Consider the following 20,036-nt stretch of genomic DNA (forward strand, 5'->3'; position numbering starts at 1 on the left):
AATGGCTGAATGGGTGAATGAGGTAAATGGTTCCGCTTAGAAACATTCACTCATTCACCCATTCAGTCATTCGCACTTGTTTAGAAACGGAAGTGCGAGAAGGCTTTGTTAGCCTCGGCCATGCGGTGGGTGTCGTCTTTTTTCTTAACGGCAGCACCTTCGCCTTTGGCGGCAGCAATGATTTCGCCAGCCAGCTTGTCCTTCATGGTCTTCTCACCACGACGACGGGCGTACTGAATCATCCATTTGGCACCTACCGAAATGCGGCGGTCGGCGCGCACTTCAATCGGAACCTGGAAGGTGGCACCACCTACGCGGCGGCTTTTCACTTCCACGGTGGGCATCACGTTGTTCAACGCTTTGCGCCACATTTCGAGGCCGCTCTCCTTTGTGCGCTGCTCCACGAGGTCGCAGGCGTCATAGAAGATGGTGTACGCCAGGTTTTTCTTGCCGTCGTACATCATGTAGTTCACGAAACGGGTTACCAGCGTCTCCTTGTACTTAGGGTCCGGCAGCAAGATGCGCTTCTTCGGTTTTGACTTTCTCATGATAGTAGTAAGTATGTAGTAGTAAGTATTGAGTAATAAGTAGCAAGACCGTATTGGTCTCACTACTCAATACTTACTACTTGCTACTAATTCTATTTATTTCTTTTTAGCGGGTGCGCCTTTGCCACCCTTGCCAGCTGCTGCGGCGGGTTGACCCGGCTTCGGACGCTTGGCACCGTACTTCGAGCGGCGCTGCGTGCGGCCGCTTACACCGGCGGTGTCCAGGGCGCCACGGATAATGTGGTAGCGAACACCTGGCAAGTCTTTAACCCGGCCACCACGAATCAGCACGATGCTGTGTTCCTGGAGGTTGTGGCCTTCACCGGGGATGTATGCGTTTACTTCCTTACCGTTGGTAAGGCGCACACGGGCCACTTTGCGCATAGCCGAGTTCGGCTTCTTAGGCGTGGTGGTGTACACACGGGTGCACACGCCCCGACGCTGCGGGCACGAATCAAGGGCGGGCGACTTCGACTTGGTAGTCAAAGCCTCACGGCCTTTCCGTACTAACTGATTGATGGTTGGCATTTAGCGAATGGTTTGTTTGGAGCCGTTTGCCCCTAAAATTTGGCTTGCAAAGGTAGGATTATTTCGCCGCAATAGCAAACAGGGTGAGGATGTTAATTTTAAGAGTGTCCGTTTTGTCCGAAAATCGAAAGCGCCTCCACTGAAAAATGGAGGCGCTTTCGCAGCTAGAGCGTCTGGTTCAGCTTACGCCTCCCCTACCGCGCCGCCGAAGTTCATCGGATAGCTGGGGGCTTCGCTTTGCATCTTGATGGTGCCGAAAGCGGCTTCAAACCGCTCGATGTTCTCGGTGAGGGCTTGCAGGAGGCGCTTGGCGTGCTCGGGCGTGACGACGATGCGTGCCTTTACCTTGGCCTTGGGCAGGCCAGGCATCATGCGGATGAAATCAATCACGAACTCGCTGTTACTGTGCGCAATCATGGCGAGGTTGGCGTATTCGCCTTCGGCCATGGCTTCGGAAAGCTCGATATTGATGGCGTTGGGGTCCGGGTTTTGGTCAGTTGGTTGCATGATTCTGGTTTATTAGAAAAGCCCGAACAATGATATCATTACTCGTTAGCTCTGGTTTTTGGGGAAGAAAATCAATGTATAAATCCCAACTAGCATTGGAACAGGAATGAGTAAGATAAACCATCCCATTGCGTCACCAATTATTGGAGGACCTGCAATAGCCAATATGAGTGCTACTAAAGCACCTCTTTTTCTTGTAGAGGATGACTTTCTGTTCAACACCATAACTAACGCTACTATGAACAGTAAGCCAATTACAAGCCAGAGAATCCAATGCATCAAATTGAAGTTTTAGGTAGAAGTGTGGAATGAGGTCTGGCGTAAAGTAAAATAGAAAAAGCCGACCGGGATACCCCAGTCGGCTTTTCCATTACAAACCTACGGCAGATTACTCAGCCGACACTTCGCGCTTGCCAGCACGGCTGGGGCGTTTGGCGGGAACGGCAGCTTCGGCAGCCTGGGCGGCTTGGGCAGCCTCCATCTCCTCTTTCGAGCCGACAATCTGACGCGTGTATTCGCGCAGACCGGTACCGGCCGGGATGAGGTGACCGACGATTACGTTCTCCTTCAAGCCCAACAACTGGTCGGCCTTGCCACGGATGGCAGCTTCGCTCAGCACCTTGGTCGTCTCCTGGAAGGAAGCGGCCGAGATGAACGACTGCGTGCCCAGCGAGGCCTGCGTGATGCCTTGCAGCGTGGGGCGCGAAACCGAAGGCTGCGCGTCGCGCACTTGCACGAGGGCAAGGTCGCGGCGTTTCAGGCTGCTATTCTCGTCGCGGAGGCGACGGGCCGTCACAATCTGACCAGGCTTCATGTTGCTCGAATCACCAGCTTCGGTCACCACTTTCATGTCGATAATCATGTCATTCTCGGCCATGAAGATGATTTTATCAATCACCTGATTTTCGAGGAACGACGTGTCACCCGCATCCAGAATCACCACTTTCTGCATCATCTGGCGAACAACCACCTCGATGTGCTTATCGTTGATTTTCACACCCTGCAAGCGGTACACTTCCTGAATCTCGTTCACGAGGTACTCCTGCACGGCACCGGGACCCTGAATGCTCAGGATATCCGAAGGCGTGATGGCACCATCCGACAGCGGCATGCCGGCGCGGATAAAGTCGTTGTCCTGCACCAGAATGTGCTTCGACAGCGGCACCATGTACTTCTTCTTGACACCGTCTTTCGACTCGACGTAGATTTCACGGTTACCGCGTTTCACGGTGCCGTAGGTTACGACGCCGTCGATTTCCGATACTACAGCGGGGTTCGACGGGTTCCGGGCTTCGAAAAGCTCCGTCACACGCGGCAGACCACCGGTGATGTCGCGGGTCTTGCCCACCGAGCGAGGAATCTTGGCGAGGATGTGACCAGCCGTGATTTTCTCGTTATTCTCAACGTTCAAGTGCGAGCCCACCGGGATGCTGTAGGCTTTCTGACCTTCGGCATCGCCCTTTTTGCCGGGGCGGATGATGATGGACGGGTTCTGGTCCTTGGCTTTCGATTCGATAATCACCTTCTCGCGGTGACCGGTCTGTTCGTCCGATTCCTCACGGAAAGTGATACCCTCGGTGATGGCGTCGAACTGAACGGTACCATCAAACTCGGCCAGAATAACGGCGTTGTAGGGGTCCCAAGTGTTCAACTCCGTGCCTTTATCTACTTCCTGGCCTTCCGATACGAGCATGAACGAGCCGTAGGGAACGTGGTTGGAAGTGAAGACGCGGCCGGTGCCTTTCTCCACGATGCGGATTTCACCCGAGCGGCCCATTACCACGGCACCCTTCACGCCTTCCGGCGTCACGGTGGCGACGGTACGAACGTCTTCGAATTCTACCACACCAGCGAATTTGGCTTTGATGTTCGACTCAACGGCGATGTTGGAAGCCGTACCACCTACGTGGAAGGTACGCAGGGTCAGCTGCGTGCCGGGCTCACCAATCGACTGCGCGGCGATAACACCCACGGCCTCGCCACGCTGCACCATGCGGCCCGAAGCCAAGTTGCGGCCGTAGCACTTGGCGCAGATGCCGCGCTTGCTTTCGCAAGTCAGCACCGAGCGGATTTCCACCGATTCGATGCTCGTGGCATCGATGCGGCGGGTGGTGTCCTCCTTGATTTCGGAACCCGAAGTCAGGATGACGTCGCCGGTCAGCGGGTCGATGATATCGTGAACCGTCACGCGGCCCAGGATACGCTCGGCCAGTGGCTCCACGATGTCCTCGTTGTCTTTCAACGCAAAGGTTTCGATACCGCGCAGCGTGCCGCAGTCCGGCTCGTTCACAATGACGTCCTGCGAAACGTCCACCAGACGACGGGTCAGGTAGCCGGCGTCGGCCGTCTTCAGAGCCGTATCAGCCAGACCTTTACGGGCACCGTGCGTCGAGATAAAGTACTCGATTACGTCGAGGCCTTCTTTGAAGTTCGACAGAATCGGGTTTTCGATAATCTCGCCAATCGAGCCTTGCAGCGACTTCTGGGGCTTGGCCATCAGGCCACGCATCCCGCCCAGCTGACGAATCTGCTCGCGCGAGCCACGGGCTCCCGAGTGCATCATCATGTAGATGGAGTTGAAGCCCTGATTTTCCTTCTCCAGACGGCCCATCAACGTTTCCGTAATCTGGTTGTTGATGCGCGTCCAGATGTCGATAACCTGGTTGTAACGCTCGTTGTCGGTAATCAGACCCATCTGGTAGTTCTGGGTTACCGCCTTCACGTCGTTCTGGGCTTGCAGCACCAGCTCGTCCTTCTCTTTCGGGATGTTGATGTCGCCCAGACCCATGCTCAAGCCGCCTTTGTAGGCCGACTGGAAACCAAGGGTCTTGATGTCATCAAGGAATTGCGCGGTACGAGCCATGCCCGTGCGCTTAAACACCGTCGAGATGATTTGCTGGAGTTTCTTCTTCGTCAGCAGCTCGTCCACGAAACCTACCTCTTCCGGCACGAGCTGGTTGAACAGCACGCGGCCGGCAACGGTATCCACGATTTTGGTTACCAAATCGTCGTTTTCGTCGCGAATCTGCGTCCGCACCTTAATGAAGGCGTGCTTCGAAAGCTGACCTTCGTTGATGGCAATCACAACTTCTTCGTCCGAGTAGAAAACCCGGTCTTCACCGACAATCTTCTCGTTTTCGGTGCTGCGCTTGCCTTTGGTTACGTAGTACAGACCCAGAACCATGTCCTGCGACGGTACCGCGATGGGCGCGCCGTTGGCAGGGTTCAGGATATTGTGCGAGGCCAGCATGAGCATGGAGGCTTCCAGAATAGCGGCCGGGCCGAGGGGCACGTGCACAGCCATCTGGTCACCGTCAAAGTCAGCGTTGAAGGCCGTACAAACGAGGGGGTGCAGTTGGATAGCCTTGCCCTCGATGAGGCGCGGCTGGAACGCCTGGATGCCCAGACGGTGAAGCGTAGGAGCCCGGTTGAGGAGCACTGGGTGGCCTTTCAGCACATTTTCCAGGATGTCCCACACCACAGCGTCCTTGCGGTCCACAATTTTCTTAGCCGATTTCACCGTCTTCACAATGCCGCGCTCGATGAGCTTGCGGATGATGAACGGCTTGAACAGCTCGGCCGCCATGTTCTTGGGCAGACCGCACTCGTGCAGTTTCAGCTCCGGACCCACCACGATTACCGAACGACCCGAGTAATCGACCCGCTTACCGAGCAGGTTCTGACGGAAGCGGCCCTGCTTGCCTTTCAGCATATCGGACAGCGACTTCAGGGCACGGTTGCCTTCGGCGCGCACGGCGTTCACCTTACGCGAGTTGTCGAACAAGGAGTCAACAGCTTCTTGCAGCATGCGCTTCTCGTTCCGCAGAATCACTTCAGGAGCCTTGATTTCAATCAGGCGCTTGAGGCGGTTGTTGCGGATGATAACGCGACGGTACAGGTCGTTCAAGTCGGAAGTGGCGAAACGGCCACCGTCGAGCGGAACGAGCGGGCGCAGTTCTGGGGGAATCACCGGCACCATGCGGATAACCATCCACTCGGGCTTGTTCTCCACACGGGTAGCAGCGTCGCGGAAAGCTTCCACTACGCGCAGACGCTTGAGGGCTTCTGCCTTCCGCTGCTGCGAGGTTTCGTGGGCAGCCGAGTCACGCAGCGAGTAGCTCAACTCGTCCAGGTTGATGCGCTCTAGCAGCATGTGCAGGGCATCGGCACCCATGCGGGCGATGAACTTGTTGGGGTCCTCGTTGGGCAGCATCTGGTTCTCCCGGGGGAGTTTGTCGATGATGTCCAGGTATTCATCCTCGGTGAGGAAGTCGAGCACTTGCACGCCTTCTTCAGCCAGCGAACCGGGCTGAACGACGACGTACCGCTCGTAATAGATAATCTGATCGAGCTTCTTGGTGGGCAGGCCCAGCAGGTAGCCGATTTTGTTGGGGAGCGACTTGAAGTACCAGATGTGGGCAACGGGCACCACCAATTCGATGTGGCCCATGCGCTCCCGACGCACCTTCTTCTCGGTCACCTCCACGCCGCAACGGTCGCAGATAATGCCCTTGTAGCGGATGCGCTTGTACTTACCGCAGTGGCATTCCCAGTCCTTCACAGGGCCGAAAATCCGCTCGCAGAACAAGCCACCCATTTCGGGCTTGTACGTGCGGTAGTTGATGGTTTCAGGCTTCACCACTTCGCCGGTGCTGCGCTCCAGAATTGCTTCGGGCGAGGCCAGCGAAATAGTGACTTTGGAGAAGTCCTGAACTATTTTCTTGTTTTTTGCGAAAGCCATTTGATTGGTTTTAAGCTGATAGCTGTTGGCTTTGAGCTGTTTGACGCCTCATTCTTCGCCAGAAGAATGCAAGAGTTCCAAACAGTTTGACGCTTAGAAAAGTGCCTTTGCGGAACAGATAGGTATGTTGAGCAAAGGCACTTCTAAAAGGTCTATTTATTAAATCTGACGGCAGAGCAGAACGGCGGGAAGGCCTTCGATTAAGTTGCTTAGGGAGCTTTGATGCTGAACTGACCATATCTCGGAACAGCTTCCCCAGCTTCTTTCACCGAAGCGTTTTCTCACCTTTCGTTACCAGAGTCGCTCAATCAGCGCCTCCTGTTGCCTGCCGGCAGACAAACCGCGAGTTGCGGCCGAAGCTTGCGCCCCGGCCGCAACTGCAGCAATTCACTATTCCATCGTGATTTCGAGTGCCAGACCACGGAGTTCGTGGAGCAACACGTTGAACGACTCGGGGATGTTCGGCTTGGGCAGAACGTCGCCTTTTACAATGGCTTCGTACGCCTTGGCACGGCCCACCACGTCATCCGATTTCACGGTCAGGATTTCCTGCAGCACGTTGGAAGCACCGAAGGCCTCCAATGCCCACACCTCCATCTCGCCGAAGCGCTGGCCACCGAACTGCGCCTTACCACCCAGCGGCTGCTGCGTGATGAGCGAGTACGGCCCGATGGAGCGAGCGTGCATCTTGTCGTCAACCAAGTGACCCAGTTTGAGCATGTAAATCACGCCCACCGTCACCGGCTGGTCGAAACGGTCACCGCTCAGACCATCGTGCAGGTAAGCACGGCCCCAGTCGGGCAAGCCAGCCTCGGTCAATTCGCGAGCTACTTCGTCCTCGGTAGCGCCGTCGAAAATCGGGGTAGCATAAGTGCGACCCATTTTCAAACCAGCCCAGCCAAGTACGGTCTCGTAAATCTGACCGATGTTCATCCGGCTTGGTACACCAAGCGGGTTCAGCACGATGTCCATCGGGGTGCCATCGGGCAGGAAGGGCATGTCCTCATCGCGCACGATGCGGGCTACTACACCCTTGTTACCGTGGCGGCCGGCCATTTTATCACCCACCTTCAGCTTGCGCTTCTTGGCGATATAAACTTTGGCAAGCTGCACGATGCCAGCGGGCAGTTCGTCGCCCACTTCCAGGGTGAAGCGCTGACGCTTGAATTTCGCGGTGATGGTGTTGCGGCGCTTGGCGTAGTTACGCACCAGCTCCAGCACCAGACCATTCACGCGGGCATCAGCCGTCCAGCCTTCCAGAATCAGGTCCTTAAACAGGTTCACTTCTTCCGGAACGGCGTAGTTGCTTTCGTCCTTGTAGGGGTTCTTCTCGGGGAACATCCCCTCGTTGATGTTCTTGCGGTTGAACTTCACGCCCTTGGCAATCATCTCCTCGCCGAAGCGGTGTTTGATGCCCTGCGACGTTTTGCCTTCCAGCAATTGCACCAGCTTGTCAATCATGATGGCTTTCACACCACGCAGTTCCTGCGCGTAGGTCGCCTTCAAATCTTCCACTTCCTTCTTCGACTTAGCCCGGAGGTTTTTGTCTTTCTTAGGACGCGAGAAGAGCTTGGTGCCGATAACCACACCCTGCAAGGAGGGCGGCGCTTTCAACGAAGCATCCTTCACATCGCCGGCCTTGTCGCCGAAGATGGCACGGAGCAGCTTCTCTTCCGGAGTTGGGTCCGTCTCGCCTTTCGGCGTGATTTTACCAATCAGAATGTCGCCCTCTTTCACCTCCGCGCCGAGGCGGATAATGCCGTTGTCGTCGAGGTTGCGGACAGCTTCTTCGCTCACGTTCGGAATTTCCGAGGTCAGCTCTTCTTCGCCGCGCTTGGTCTCGCGCACTTCCAACTCAAACTCCTCAATGTGAATCGAGGTGAAGATGTCGTCGCGAACTACGCGCTCCGAGATGACGATGGCATCCTCGAAGTTGTAGCCCTGCCACGGCATAAATGCCACCTGCATGTTGCGGCCCAGAGCAAGTTCGCCCTGGTTGGTGCCGTAGCCTTCGCAAAGCGCCTGGCCTTTGGTCACCCGCTCGCCGCGCTTCACGAGCGGCGTCAGGTTGAGGCAGGTGTCCTGGTTGGTGCGACGGAACTTGATGAGGTCGTACGTAATACGCTCGGCGTCGAAGCTCACCATGATGTCGTCCTCCGTGAGGTCGTACTTCACCACGATTTTGTTGGCGTCCACGTAATCAATCACGCCTTCGCCTTCCGACATAATCAGGGTACGCGAGTCGCTGGCAATGCGGCCTTCCAGACCCGTACCCACAATCGGAGCCTCGGGACGCAAAAGTGGCACTGCCTGGCGCTGCATGTTCGAGCCCATCAGTGCTCGGTTGGCGTCATCGTGCTCCAGGAACGGAATCAGCGAGGCAGCTACCGAAACAATCTGGTTCGGGGCCACGTCCATGTAGGAGTACTCCGACGGGTTCACCACCGGGAAGTCACCCTCAAAACGGCCTTTCACCAACTCCTGGGTCAGGTTGCCGCCTTCATCCAGCAGGGAGTTGGCCTGCGCGATGTGGTGGGTGTCCTCTTCCTCAGCAGTCAGGAATTTCACGTTGGGGCTCATGTCCACCTTGCCGCCTTTCACGTCGCGGTAAGGGGTTTCGATGAAGCCCATGGCATTCACGCGAGCGTGCACGCACAGCGACGAAATCAGACCAATGTTAGGTCCTTCCGGCGTTTCAATCGTGCAAAGACGACCGTAGTGCGTGTAGTGAACGTCACGTACCTCGAAGCCAGCACGCTCCCGCGACAGACCTCCCGGCCCGAGCGCCGATACGCGACGCTTGTGCGTCACCTCGGCCAGCGGGTTGGTTTGGTCCATGAACTGCGACAGCTGGTTCGTACCGAAGAACGAGTTGATAACGCTGGACAAAGTCCGGGCGTTAATCAAATCCACCGGCTTGAAGTCCTCGTTGTCACGCACGTTCATGCGCTCCTTGATGGTACGCGCCATCCGGGCCAGGCCCACGCCAAACTGAGCGTAAAGCTGCTCGCCTACGGTCCGCACGCGACGGTTGCTCAAGTGGTCAATGTCATCGACAATGGCCTTCGAGTTGCTCAAGCCAATCAGGTACTTCACGATGAGCACAATGTCCTCATTGGTCAGCACCCGCGACTCCTGGTCCATGCCAATCTGGAGCTTCTTGTTAATCCGGTAGCGGCCCACCTCGCCGAGGTCGTAACGCTTGTCCGAGAAGAACAGCTTCTGGATGATGTCACGGGCAGTTTCTTCGTCAGGAGCCTCCGTGTTCCGGAGCTGACGGTAAATCTGCTCAACAGCTTCCTTCTCCGAGTTGGAGTTGTCCTTCTGCAGCGTGTTGTAAATGATTGCGAAATCCGCAATGTTCACATTCTCGCGGTGCAGAATAACCGACTTCGCGCCGGCCTCCAGAATCACGTCGATATCAGCTTCCTCAATCGTCGCATCGCGCTCCAGCAACACCTCGTTGCGGTCAATCGATACTACTTCGCCGGTGTCTTCGTCCACGAAGTCTTCCGTCCAAGTGCGGAGCACCCGGGCAGCCAGCTTGCGACCAACGGCTTTCTTGAGGTTTTTCTTGTCGGACTTCACTTCCTCCGACAAACCGAACAGGTCGAGAATGTCCTTATCAGTGCCGTAGCCGATGGCGCGAAGCAGCGTCGTCACCGGGAATTTCTTCTTCCGGTCGATGTACGCGTACATCACGTTGTTCACGTCCGTGGCAAACTCAATCCACGAACCTTTGAACGGAATAATGCGGGCCGAATACAGCTTGGTGCCGTTCGTGTGCTTGCTCTGGGCGAAGAACACGCCCGGCGAGCGGTGCAACTGCGATACGATAACACGCTCGGCGCCGTTGATAACGAACGAGCCCTTTACGGTCATGTACGGGATGTTCCCGAGGAACACCTCCTGCTCAATCGTCTCGAAGTCCTCGTTGTCCTTATCATTGCAAATCAAACGCAGCTTGGCTTTCAGCGGAACCGAATAAGTCAAACCACGGTCGATGCACTCGTCAACCGAATATTTCGGCGGGTCGACGTGGTAATCGATAAAGTTGAGCACGAAGTTTTCGCGCGAGTCCGAAATCGGGAAGTTCTCGGCGAACACTTTGAACAATCCTTCGTTAGAACGACGCTCAGCAGCGGTTTCCAACTGAAAGAATTCCTGGAACGAGCGCACTTGCACGTCCAGGAAGTCCGGGTACTCGATAACCTTCTTAATCTTGGCGAAATTGATTCGCTCGGCGGCCGTTTTCTTCAGGGCGGCCGTCTTTGCTTTCGGTGTAGCCAATGCGATGGGGATTAAAAGATGGACACAGAAGCGTAATAAAGGAAACCGCTGGGGCGGCTCGTCAGCGTTGCCAAGCAGCACCTGGCACTCCCTAACGCGCACGTAAACAGTGACGTTAGCTGACGCAAAGAAGCGCGAACTAGAAAGCTCGCGCTTTTGACACACTACAAACAGGAAAAGACCTGGCTAAGTTGCCAGGTCTAATCCTTATTCGAAGCGGGTCCGGAGATGCTTCAGGAGCAGAAACTACTTAACTTCTACTTCAGCACCGGCTTCCTCGAGCTGCTTCTTCAGCGACTCAGCCTCGTCTTTGGTTACGCCTTCTTTCAGGGGCTTGGGAGCACCGTCAACCAGTTCTTTGGCTTCTTTCAGGCCCAGACCGGTCAGGTCTTTCACCAGTTTCACCACAGCCAGTTTGGCACCACCGGCAGCCTTCAGGATAACGTCAAACGACGTCTTCTCCTCGGGAGCCTCGTCAGCAGCAGCAGCGCCACCACCGGCCATCATTACGGGAGCAGCAGCAGCGGGCTCGATGCCGTACTCGTCCTTCAGGATGGTTGCCAACTCGTTTACTTCTTTCACCGTCAGGTTTACAAGCTGCTCAGCGAATGCTTTCAAATCTGCCATTTCTGTAGATTGTTAAAAAAATGTGTTGTTGAAAATTTAATGGGGGTGCGAAAAAGCAGCTTATTAAGCGGCCTCTTTTTCGCTGAGGGTTTTGAGGATGCCGGCCAGTTTGTTGCCACCGCTCTGAAGAGCCGAGATAACATTTTTGGCGGGCGACTGGAGCAGACCGATGAGTTCACCGAGCAGTTCCTGCTTGCCTTTGATGCTGGTCAGGCCTTCGAGCTGGTCGGAACCGATGTAGATGCTAGCATCAACATAAGCGCCTTTCAGCACGGGCTTGGGGGTAGCACCGCGGGGGTAAGCTTGGGCTTTATAGAAGTCGCGCAGCATTTTGGCAGGAGCCGAGCCGCTCTCCGTAGAGAACAACACGCCCGACTGGCCTTTCAGCGCGGCATCCATCTCCGACGTATCGTGGCCGAGCGTGTCCAGTGCTTTCCGGATGAAGGTGTTTTTGTACACCTTGTATTCCAGACCGCGGTTGAACGCCAGACGACGGAAGTCGTTGATTTTCGCTACCGACATCACCGAAGCATCGACGATGTAAAACGAGTTGTGCGATTGCATTTTTCCGCTCAACTCATCCACGAGGGCTTGTTTTTCTTCCCGAGTCATGTTTGGTTGGTTTAATTAGCTAGCGGAATTTACTTGGCTGTCCACTGGAACGGCGGGCGACATCGTGCTCGAGAGCGTGATGCTCTTGATGTAAGTGCCTTTCGAAGACGAAGGCTTCAGGCGACCCAACGTCTGGATTACCTCCAGGGCGTTTTCGGCCAGCATCTTCGGGTCGAACGATACTTTACCCACCGAGCAGTGAATGATACCGGTTTTGTCAACTTTGAAGTCGATTTTACCAGCTTTCACTTCCTGCACAGCCTTGGCTACATCGGTCGTTACAGTGCCCGACTTCGGGTTCGGCATCAGACCACGGGGACCGAGCACACGGCCCAGGCGACCTACCTTAGCCATTACGGCGGGCATGGTGATGATTACGTCGATGTCGGTCCAGCCTTTCTCGATTTTCGAGATATAGTCGTCCAAACCCACGAAGTCGGCGCCGGCGGCCAGAGCTTCGGCCTCCTTGTCGGGAGTAACCAGAGCCAGAACGCGAACGGTTTTGCCGGTGCCGTGGGGCAGGGTGGCCACGCCACGAACCATCTGGTCCGCTTTGCGGGGGTCCACGCCGAGGCGAACGTCAATATCAACTGAAGCGTCAAACTTGGTGTAGGTAATGTCCTTCACCACGACTGCGGCTTCCACGAGGCTGCGCATTTGCGTCAGGTCGTGTTTGGCAAGGGCTTCCTTGCGCTTTTTGCTTACTTGTGCCATCTGTTCGTTTTTCCTTTTAATTATTCAGCAAAAGGAGAATCGCCCTTGATGGTAATACCCATGCTGCGGGCCGTACCAGCTACCTGCTTCATGGCGGCTTCTACTTGGAAAGCGTTCAAGTCAGGCATTTTGGTTTCGGCGATGGTACGCACCTGGTCCCACGTCACGGAGCCCACTTTGTTACGGTTAGGCTCTTTCGAACCGCTCGTCAACTTAGCAGCTTCCATGAGCAACACCGGAGCCGGTGCCGTCTTCACCACGAAGTCGAACGACTTGTCGGTGTACATGGTGATGAGTACAGGACAAACTTGGCCGGCTTTATCTTGGGTGCGAGCATTGAACTGCTTGCAAAACTCCATGATGTTCAAGCCTTTGCTACCAAGTGCAGGTCCTACCGGCGGCGATGGGTTCGCTGAGCCTCCCTTTATCTGCAGACGCAGATAACCTCTGATTTCTTTGGCCATTTGATTGGTTTGGCTGGGACTCCTGCGTCGTAACTCGCGCTTGCCTCAGTTTAGTAAACTCCTATTTGGAAGCCCCGCCGACCCGGAGCAATCAGTCGGCGTGGTATAATCGATGGGTTGTTTAAACCTCTTTTTCTACTTGGGTGTAGCTGAGCTCTACCGGCTGCGAGCGGCCGAAGATTTTCACCACTACGTTCAGCTTCTTACGCTCTTCAAATACTTCATCCACATTGCCGGAGAAGCCGTTGAAGGGGCCGTCTACCACTTTCACGAGTTCGCCCACTACGTAAGGCTTGTCGAGGGTAGCATCGGCTTGCTGCTCGGCTTCATCCACGATGCCGAGGATGCGATTGACTTCCGAAATGTGCAGCGGAACAGGTTTGTTGTTCGATGCGTCTTTCTTGTCTTTGTCACCGAGGAAACCAATCACGCCGGGCGTGCTGGTGATGATGTGGTCAACTTCACCGTGGCCGAGGTCGGCGTGGATGATGATGTAACCGGGGTAGAGGTTCCGCTCGCGGACGCGCTTCTTACCGTTGCGCATCTCAAACACCTTCTCTACCGGAATCAGTACCTGCGGAACAAGCTCGGTCAGGTTGTGCCGACCGAGCTCCGTTTCGAGGTAATTTTTGGCTTTTTTCTCCTGGCCGCTCACGGAGCGTACCACGTACCATTTCAATTCGCCCATCTTGATTGCTGATTAGCGAAACGAGTTGTAAAACGCTTTAAGTACCGACTCAAAGCTGACATCCATGATACCTACCACCACGGCAAACACGAGCGAACCAATCAGCACCAAGCCGGCGCTTTTTTGCAGTTCCGTCGTCGAGGGCCACGTTACGTTGTAGCGCATCTCTTCGATGGTGGTGCGGAAATAATTGCTCAGTTTGTCCATTGTGATGAAAAACACAGCGTTGCCGCTGAAATAACATGGAGCGGACCAACTGGCCCAAATTGCACGAGTGGAGAGATTCGAACTCCCGTCAAAGGTTTTGGAGACCCGTATGCTACCGCTGCACCACACTCGTTTTTAAACATTCCCACATAGCGCATTTCGCTAAAGGGAGTGCAAAGGTAAGAGAAACAGAAGACAAAACAAATACTTGCTTCTGTTTCAGCGTAAAAAAGCCGCCCCCGAGGAGTCGAGAGCGGCTTTTTTTACTGATTAAGCCGGAGCTTAGTCGAGAACTTCGGTTACCTGACCGGCACCTACCGTACGGCCACCCTCACGGATAGCGAAGCGGAGGCCTTTCTCCATTGCCACCTTGTTGATGAGCTCAACAGTGATGGTGATGTTGTCGCCGGGCATTACCATTTCAACGCCCTCGGGGAGGGTGATGATGCCGGTAACGTCGGTGGTACGCAGGTAGAACTGCGGACGGTAGTTGTTGAAGAACGGCGTGTGACGGCCACCTTCCTCTTTCGAGAGAACGTAGACTTCAGCCTTGAACTTCTGGTGAGGAGTTACCGAACCGGGCTTGCAGATAACCATGCCGCGACGGATGGCTTCTTTTTCAATACCGCGGAGCAGCAGACCTACGTTGTCACCAGCTTCGCCACGGTCGAGGATTTTGCGGAACATTTCCACACCCGTAACCGTCGACTTCAGGCCGGCAGCAGCGCCCATGCCCAGGATGTCAACTTGCTCACCCGAGTTGATGATGCCGCGCTCGATACGACCGGTAGCAACAGTGCCACGGCCAGTAATCGAGAACACGTCCTCAACAGGCATCAGGAAGGGCAGGTCGGTCAGACGAGCAGGAATCGGAATGAACGAGTCAACAGCGTCCATCAGCTCCTCGATTTTGGGAACCCAGTTGGCATCGCCGTTCAGGCCGCCGAGGGCCGAACCCTGGATAACCGGAATGTTGTCGCCGTCGAAGTCGTAGAACGAGAGGAGTTCGCGGATTTCCATTTCCACCAGCTCGAGGAGCTCGGGGTCATCCACCATGTCCACTTTGTTCATGAACACCACCAGCTGGGGAACACCTACCTGACGGGCGAGCAGGATGTGCTCACGGGTCTGGGGCATCGGGCCGTCGGTAGCAGCTACCACGAGGATAGCACCGTCCATCTGGGCAGCACCAGTTACCATGTTCTTCACATAGTCAGCGTGACCGGGGCAGTCAACGTGAGCGTAGTGACGGTTGGCCGTCGAGTACTCTACGTGCGAGGTGTTGATGGTGATACCACGCTCTTTTTCTTCGGGGGCGTTATCAATCGAACCGAAATCGCGCTTTTCAGCCAAACCTTTGCCGGCCAGTACCTGCGTGATAGCAGCAGTCAGGGTAGTCTTGCCGTGGTCGACGTGACCGATGGTGCCGATGTTTACGTGCGGCTTGGACCGGTCGAAATTTTCTTTAGCCATTGTAAAGAGTAAAAAAGAGGTGGTGAAGTGAATTTGAAGTAAAAACGGACCCTACACGAAGAAAGCGAGACTCAGCCCCTACTGTAATAGAAAACTGTGCGTCGCTTGCCTGAGAGAACCGTGCCGGCAGCCGGAATGATTCCGACTGCTGGACTTGTGTTGTAATCTGAGCCATTTATGGGATTTGAACCCATGACCTCTTCCTTACCAAGGAAGTGCTCTACCACTGAGCTAAAACGGCTTATTCTGTGAAATGAGCGGGAGACGAGGTTCGAACCCGCGACCTGCAGCTTGGAAGGCTGCCGCTCTACCAACTGAGCTACTCCCGCAGATGGCATCATGTAAAAAAAGTGGGGGTAACAGGACTCGAACCTATGAACCCGAAGGAGGTGAGTTACAGTCACCCGCAATTGCCGCTATGCGATACCCCCAGTTTTGGTGCTTCCCGGCCGATTGCTGAGAGGCGTAACCCCTTCCGTTTCGCTGCTACCGAAGTAGTAGTGTTTCGTAAGGAGTCGCAAAATTAGAGGTTTTTTGACACAAGGCAAGGGATGGAGCAAAAAAAGGTTGTTCTTTTTTTGCTCCATTTGCGGAAGTTGCTCCTACATAAGGTTATAAAATGCTTTGAGTCGGTCGTCAGTTTCCTTCTCCCGGATGTTCTGGAGCGTGGCTTTGAGGCTGGGCATGGATGGAAGTAGCAAGGCGAGGCTCTTGTAGGCCCCCAAGCGGATGTCGTAGCGCGGAGCGTTGCGGGCATAATCCTCGAGAATTTTGAGGCCCTTGTCACGCTCTACGGGCGGGATGTGGGTCATGAGTGTTCCGAAGGACTGGAAGTAGGCGTAGAGGTCGCCTTCGGTCACGTCGGGAAGGCGGCGCAGGAACCAAGGGTATTGGTCGAGGTTACCATTGAGGGCGTAGTAACTGGCAATGGCGACGAGAAGCGGACTGCTCGTGGTGTTTTCGATGGCGGCGACCTGCTGACGGGTGGTGGGCTCAGGCTTTTTGGCGAGGACTTCGAGAGCGGCGGCAGCTACCAGCGCAGAGCTGTCGCCGACGGCTTTTCCGTAGATGGAGCCATAATTACCGTCGGGGAAGGTGGCGAGCGTGGTGATGGCTTGGGCGCGGACGCGGGACACAGGGTCGGAGGCGAGGCGCTGGATGTCCTTGCGCATGCCTTCGGGCTCGGGGCCGCGATAGCGACGGAGGTGGTCGAGGGCGAGGCGGCGCACGTTCCAGAATTTGTCGTTGAGGGCGTTGCGGAGCATGCTACTCACGGACATCTGGTCGGTTTTGTTCTGGAGCAGTTCCAAGACTTCGGATTTCTGCTGGTAGCTCTGAGCATGGTAGAACTGGAAAACCAGCTCATCGGTGGTGCGCTCTTCATCGAACTGGGCCAGGAGTTGGCTTTCGCTGTCGAATTTTACGAGGTTGGGTTTCTGGTTGGCGGGCAGCTGGAAAGTCTGGTCGGCTTTGGTGACGGTGATGTGGTGCTCGGTGGGCTGGTTGCTGCCGGTCCAGACGGCGACGGTTACGGGCAGGCGGTAGACGGGCTGAAAGAGCGTGTCCTGGGTTTGCTGTACGCGCAGGCTCACCTGGCCGTTGGTGTAGCTGTGGGTGATGCGCAGTTCGGGATGGCCGCGCTTGAGGAACCACTGGTTGAAAAACCACATCAGGTCTTCGCCGGTGGTTTCTTCGAACGCGACGCGCAGCTTGGAGATTTCGACGGCGGAGAGCTTGTTCTGGGTGAGGTAGCGGTTGAGGGACGCGAAGAAGGCTTCGTCGCCCACGTATTTGCGCAGCATATGGAGTACGCGGCCGCCCTTGTCGTAGGAATGGCGGTCGAGCATGTCCTCGCGGTTGACGTAGCGGTAGCGGATGAGGGGTTCGCGCTTGGACTGGGCTTCTTCGAGGTAGTTGTTGATTTTGATTTCCTGGACCAGGCCGGCTTCGTCGGCGCCGTACTTGTACTCGGCCCAGAGATATTCGGAATAGTCGGCGAAGGACTCGTTCAAAGGCAGGTTAGCCCAGCTTTCGCAGGTCACGTAGTCGCCGAACCAGTGATGGAACAGCTCGTGCGCTACCACAAACTCGGAGGTCTGGAAATTGGCGTCGAGCAACTCACGCTTGGTGGTTTGCACGAAGCTGCCGAAGGTGGACGCGGTGGTGTTTTCCATGGCTCCACTCACGTAGTCGCGCACGGCTACTTGAGCGTATTTTTCCCAAGGGTATTCTACGCCCAGCTTTTTGGAGAAGAAATCCAGCATCTGGGGCGTGTGGCCGAAGACGGCGCGGGCGGTGCCGGCGTATTTCGGCTCCACGTAGTAATCGACAGGCTTGCCGTGCCAAGAGTCGCTTACCACGGCGAAGTCGCCGACGACCATAGTGGCTAGGTAGGGTGCGTGGGGCTCGCTGAGCTTCCAAGTATCGGTGCGGGTGCCGTCGGGGTTGGCGTGGGAGGAAGTGAGCAGGCCGTTGGAAAGCGTTTTGAACTGCTTTTCCACCGTCATGCTGATTTCCTGCGTCATGCGCTGGTTGGGCTTGTCGATGGTGGGAAACCAGCAGGAGCTGGACTCCGTCTCGCCCTGGGTCCAGATTTGGCGGGGCTTGTTCTTCTCAGCGCCCAGCGGGTTGATGAAGTACAACCCCTTGTCATTGGTGATAGCGGCGGAACCGCCCTGGGGCAGCTCGTTGGGCTTGGCCACGTACACGATGCGCACCTGGTAGGGCGTGCTGCGCGGGTACGGGTGGTCGAGGGCAATGACGAGCTTGCGGCGGTTGTAGTTGTAAGTGAGGTTTTTGGTTTTCTTGTCGCTCACCAACTCAACTTTCTGCACGTCGAAGCCTTTGGCATCGAGCACTAATTCCGACTGAGGATAGAAATGCGAGCGCAGCGTGAGCAGCGCCGTGCCCAGTAGGTGCTGCTTTTTGTAATCGAACCGAACGTCGAGCTTGGTGTCGGTTACCTCGGTGAGAATGGTGGCGGCGGGCTGGATTGGAGCCTCCGAAGGCAGCCAGGACGGCACCACGAGGCCAGCCGGCGCGGGCGCGGTAGGCGGTGCGGGTGCGACTTTTTTATGAACGGGCGCTTTGCTGGGCAACCTGCCCGAGCCGGACGTGCCTCTTTGCGCAACCGCCAGAAACTGTACGAATAACAACAGGCTGGTAAGGCCCGGAACCAGATACTTCATGCCAACAGCTACAGGCGAAAAACGCCTCAATTTCTGAATTAATTTGAGATTTGGGCTACCTTTAACCCCGCTTTCCTCCCACCCCATTCGCTTTCGATGTTCCAAATCAGCACCGCCCCCGACCAAGTTTGGGAAGTAGACTATCGCGCCACCGACGCTATCATGCTCAATGGCCAGCCGTTGGCCTGGGATGTAGTGGATTTGGGCGAAGGTCGGTTTCATGTGCTTTACGAAGGTCGCTCCTACAATGCGGAAGTTGTAGAAATTGACCACGCCACCAAAAACATTGTGTTGAAGCTGAACGGCCAGCGCGTGGCCCTGGCGGCCAAAGACCGGTTCGACCTGCTCCTCGAACGCCTCGGCATGAGCAACGCCGCTGCCGCCAAAGTAAACGAGCTGAAAGCCCCCATGCCCGGCCTCATCGTAGATATCCGCGTGACGCCCGGCCAGGCCGTGCAGAAGGGAGACCCGCTGCTGGTATTGGAGGCCATGAAAATGGAAAATATCCTGAAAGCGCCCGCCGATGGCACCGTGGGCAGCCTGAAAGTGAACCTGCGCGACAACGTGCAGAAAGGCCAAGTGCTGGTGCAGTTTGCCTAGCGTCGGTCGCCTAATATTTAGCTTGAACTACTCAATCCTCTCGACTTGAAATACAATCGCATCCTCCTCAAGCTCAGCGGCGAAGCGCTGATGGGCCAGCAGCAGTACGGCATCGATGCCGAGCGGCTGATGCAGTACGCCTCCGAAATTAAATCTGTGGCCGCGACGGGCGTGCAGGTGGCCGTCGTAATTGGTGGTGGCAACATCTACCGCGGCGTGCAGGCCGAAGCCTTCGGGCTCGACCGCGTGCAGGGCGACTATATGGGCATGCTGGCCACGGTCATCAACTCGATGGCCCTGCAAAGCGCCCTGGAGAAGCTGGAAGTGAGCACGCGCCTGCTTTCCGGTCTCACCATTCAGCGGGTGTGCGAGCCGTATATCCGGCGGCGCGCGGTGCGGCACCTGGAAAAAGGTCGCGTGGTGATTTTCGGGGCCGGCATCGGCTCGCCTTATTTCACGACAGACTCGGCGGCTTCGCTGCGGGCCATTGAGATTGAGGCCGACGTGGTGCTGAAAGGTACCCGCGTGGACGGCATTTATACGGCCGACCCGGAGCAGGACCCCACGGCCACGCGCTACCCCGAAATCACGTTTGATGAGGTGCTGAGCAAGAATCTGAACGTGATGGATATGACGGCCTTCACGCTTTGCAAGGAGAATAACCTGCCCATCATTGTGTTCGATATGAACACGCCCGGCAACCTGGAGCGCCTGCTGAACGGCGAGGCGATGGGCACACTGGTGAGCGACGGCGGCACCGGCCCCGGCCGCGATGGCCGCAAGCCATTACTTGACACCAAGAAAAGTCTCCTCCAGCCGCTGGTGGGCAACCAACCGGAACAAGCCTAA

At 56.0% G+C, this 20,036-nt stretch carries 15 protein-coding genes and 4 tRNA genes; 2 read left to right on the top strand and 17 right to left on the bottom strand.

All coding sequences use genetic code 11. The features are described from left to right. Positions 1-80 precede the first annotated feature (80 nt). The 17 genes from rpsG to ACYU70_RS14265 form a co-directional block, all read right to left on the bottom strand. Entirely contained in the window at positions 81-548 is a 468-nt protein-coding gene (gene rpsG / locus ACYU70_RS14185) for a 30S ribosomal protein S7 (protein WP_035567919.1), read from the bottom strand. Between the two features lie 96 nt (positions 549-644). Beyond that, entirely contained in the window at positions 645-1,076 is a 432-nt protein-coding gene (rpsL, locus tag ACYU70_RS14190; RefSeq protein WP_068191715.1) for a 30S ribosomal protein S12, read from the bottom strand. 183 nt (positions 1,077-1,259) lie between these two features. Further along, the gene (locus ACYU70_RS14195; protein WP_046245258.1) at positions 1,260-1,583 is read right to left on the bottom strand and encodes a DUF3467 domain-containing protein; all 324 of its coding nucleotides are present in this window, start codon (positions 1,581-1,583) and stop codon (positions 1,260-1,262) included. A gap of 388 nt (positions 1,584-1,971) precedes the next feature. After that, positions 1,972-6,324: a DNA-directed RNA polymerase subunit beta' gene (gene rpoC, locus ACYU70_RS14200; protein WP_342297535.1), complete on the bottom strand. Its 4,353-nt coding sequence runs from the start codon at positions 6,322-6,324 to the stop codon at positions 1,972-1,974. Positions 6,325-6,714: 390 nt separating this feature from the next. Continuing rightward, on the bottom strand, positions 6,715-10,584 hold the full coding sequence (gene rpoB / locus ACYU70_RS14205; RefSeq protein ID WP_342297597.1) for a DNA-directed RNA polymerase subunit beta: 3,870 nt from the start codon (positions 10,582-10,584) through the stop codon (positions 6,715-6,717). 276 nt (positions 10,585-10,860) lie between these two features. Beyond that, positions 10,861-11,241, bottom strand: coding sequence for a 50S ribosomal protein L7/L12 (gene rplL / locus ACYU70_RS14210; protein WP_068191708.1), 381 nt, complete (start codon positions 11,239-11,241; stop codon positions 10,861-10,863). A 63-nt stretch (positions 11,242-11,304) separates the two neighbouring features. Beyond that, a complete protein-coding gene (rplJ, locus tag ACYU70_RS14215) occupies positions 11,305-11,853 on the bottom strand; it encodes a 50S ribosomal protein L10 (RefSeq protein ID WP_342297538.1) in 549 nt (182 codons plus the stop codon). Between the two features lie 15 nt (positions 11,854-11,868). Continuing rightward, the gene (gene rplA / locus ACYU70_RS14220; RefSeq protein WP_342297539.1) at positions 11,869-12,567 is read right to left on the bottom strand and encodes a 50S ribosomal protein L1; all 699 of its coding nucleotides are present in this window, start codon (positions 12,565-12,567) and stop codon (positions 11,869-11,871) included. Between the two features lie 20 nt (positions 12,568-12,587). After that, a complete protein-coding gene (gene rplK, locus ACYU70_RS14225) occupies positions 12,588-13,031 on the bottom strand; it encodes a 50S ribosomal protein L11 (protein ID WP_342297540.1) in 444 nt (147 codons plus the stop codon). A gap of 121 nt (positions 13,032-13,152) precedes the next feature. Next, complete coding sequence (nusG, locus tag ACYU70_RS14230) at positions 13,153-13,719, bottom strand: transcription termination/antitermination protein NusG (RefSeq protein WP_342297541.1); 567 nt, start codon at positions 13,717-13,719, stop codon at positions 13,153-13,155. A 12-nt stretch (positions 13,720-13,731) separates the two neighbouring features. Continuing rightward, positions 13,732-13,926 carry a preprotein translocase subunit SecE gene (secE, locus tag ACYU70_RS14235; RefSeq protein ID WP_342297542.1) on the bottom strand — a complete coding sequence of 65 codons (195 nt, stop codon included), beginning with the start codon at positions 13,924-13,926 and terminating at the stop codon, positions 13,732-13,734. Positions 13,927-13,988: 62 nt separating this feature from the next. Further along, positions 13,989-14,059, bottom strand: a tRNA-Trp gene (locus ACYU70_RS14240). A 149-nt stretch (positions 14,060-14,208) separates the two neighbouring features. After that, positions 14,209-15,399, bottom strand: coding sequence for an elongation factor Tu (gene tuf, locus ACYU70_RS14245; RefSeq protein WP_342297544.1), 1,191 nt, complete (start codon positions 15,397-15,399; stop codon positions 14,209-14,211). A gap of 169 nt (positions 15,400-15,568) precedes the next feature. After that, positions 15,569-15,640 (bottom strand) — tRNA-Thr (locus ACYU70_RS14250). A 15-nt stretch (positions 15,641-15,655) separates the two neighbouring features. Next, positions 15,656-15,728: transfer RNA gene (locus ACYU70_RS14255), tRNA-Gly, on the bottom strand. Positions 15,729-15,750: 22 nt separating this feature from the next. Continuing rightward, a tRNA-Tyr gene (locus ACYU70_RS14260) sits at positions 15,751-15,830 on the bottom strand. A gap of 171 nt (positions 15,831-16,001) precedes the next feature. Continuing rightward, positions 16,002-18,587 (bottom strand): M1 family metallopeptidase, encoded by a 2,586-nt coding sequence (locus tag ACYU70_RS14265; RefSeq protein WP_342297546.1) that lies wholly within the window; start codon positions 18,585-18,587, stop codon positions 16,002-16,004. A 96-nt stretch (positions 18,588-18,683) separates the two neighbouring features. Between ACYU70_RS14265 and ACYU70_RS14270 the strand changes: the two genes are divergently transcribed. Together ACYU70_RS14270 and pyrH are read left to right on the top strand one after the other, a co-directional pair. After that, positions 18,684-19,187: an acyl-CoA carboxylase biotin carboxyl carrier protein subunit gene (locus tag ACYU70_RS14270; RefSeq protein WP_342297548.1), complete on the top strand. Its 504-nt coding sequence runs from the start codon at positions 18,684-18,686 to the stop codon at positions 19,185-19,187. Between the two features lie 45 nt (positions 19,188-19,232). Beyond that, the gene (gene pyrH / locus ACYU70_RS14275) at positions 19,233-20,036 is read left to right on the top strand and encodes a UMP kinase (protein WP_342297549.1); all 804 of its coding nucleotides are present in this window, start codon (positions 19,233-19,235) and stop codon (positions 20,034-20,036) included.

The organism is Hymenobacter segetis, from assembly GCF_054776495.1.

Excerpts from the sequence above, each read along its gene's own strand:
- rpsG (WP_035567919.1), bottom strand. The coding sequence starts at position 548 with ATGAGAAAGTCAAAACCGAAGAAGCGCATCTTGCTGCCGGACCCTAAG.
- rpsL (WP_068191715.1), bottom strand. The coding sequence starts at position 1,076 with ATGCCAACCATCAATCAGTTAGTACGGAAAGGCCGTGAGGCTTTGACT.
- ACYU70_RS14195 (WP_046245258.1), bottom strand. The coding sequence starts at position 1,583 with ATGCAACCAACTGACCAAAACCCGGACCCCAACGCCATCAATATCGAG.
- rpoC (WP_342297535.1), bottom strand. The coding sequence starts at position 6,324 with ATGGCTTTCGCAAAAAACAAGAAAATAGTTCAGGACTTCTCCAAAGTC.
- rplL (WP_068191708.1), bottom strand. The coding sequence starts at position 11,241 with ATGGCAGATTTGAAAGCATTCGCTGAGCAGCTTGTAAACCTGACGGTG.
- rplJ (WP_342297538.1), bottom strand. The coding sequence starts at position 11,853 with ATGACTCGGGAAGAAAAACAAGCCCTCGTGGATGAGTTGAGCGGAAAA.
- rplA (WP_342297539.1), bottom strand. The coding sequence starts at position 12,567 with ATGGCACAAGTAAGCAAAAAGCGCAAGGAAGCCCTTGCCAAACACGAC.
- rplK (WP_342297540.1), bottom strand. The coding sequence starts at position 13,031 with ATGGCCAAAGAAATCAGAGGTTATCTGCGTCTGCAGATAAAGGGAGGC.
- nusG (WP_342297541.1), bottom strand. The coding sequence starts at position 13,719 with ATGGGCGAATTGAAATGGTACGTGGTACGCTCCGTGAGCGGCCAGGAG.
- secE (WP_342297542.1), bottom strand. The coding sequence starts at position 13,926 with ATGGACAAACTGAGCAATTATTTCCGCACCACCATCGAAGAGATGCGC.
- tuf (WP_342297544.1), bottom strand. The coding sequence starts at position 15,399 with ATGGCTAAAGAAAATTTCGACCGGTCCAAGCCGCACGTAAACATCGGC.
- ACYU70_RS14265 (WP_342297546.1), bottom strand. The coding sequence starts at position 18,587 with ATGAAGTATCTGGTTCCGGGCCTTACCAGCCTGTTGTTATTCGTACAG.
- ACYU70_RS14270 (WP_342297548.1), top strand. The coding sequence starts at position 18,684 with ATGTTCCAAATCAGCACCGCCCCCGACCAAGTTTGGGAAGTAGACTAT.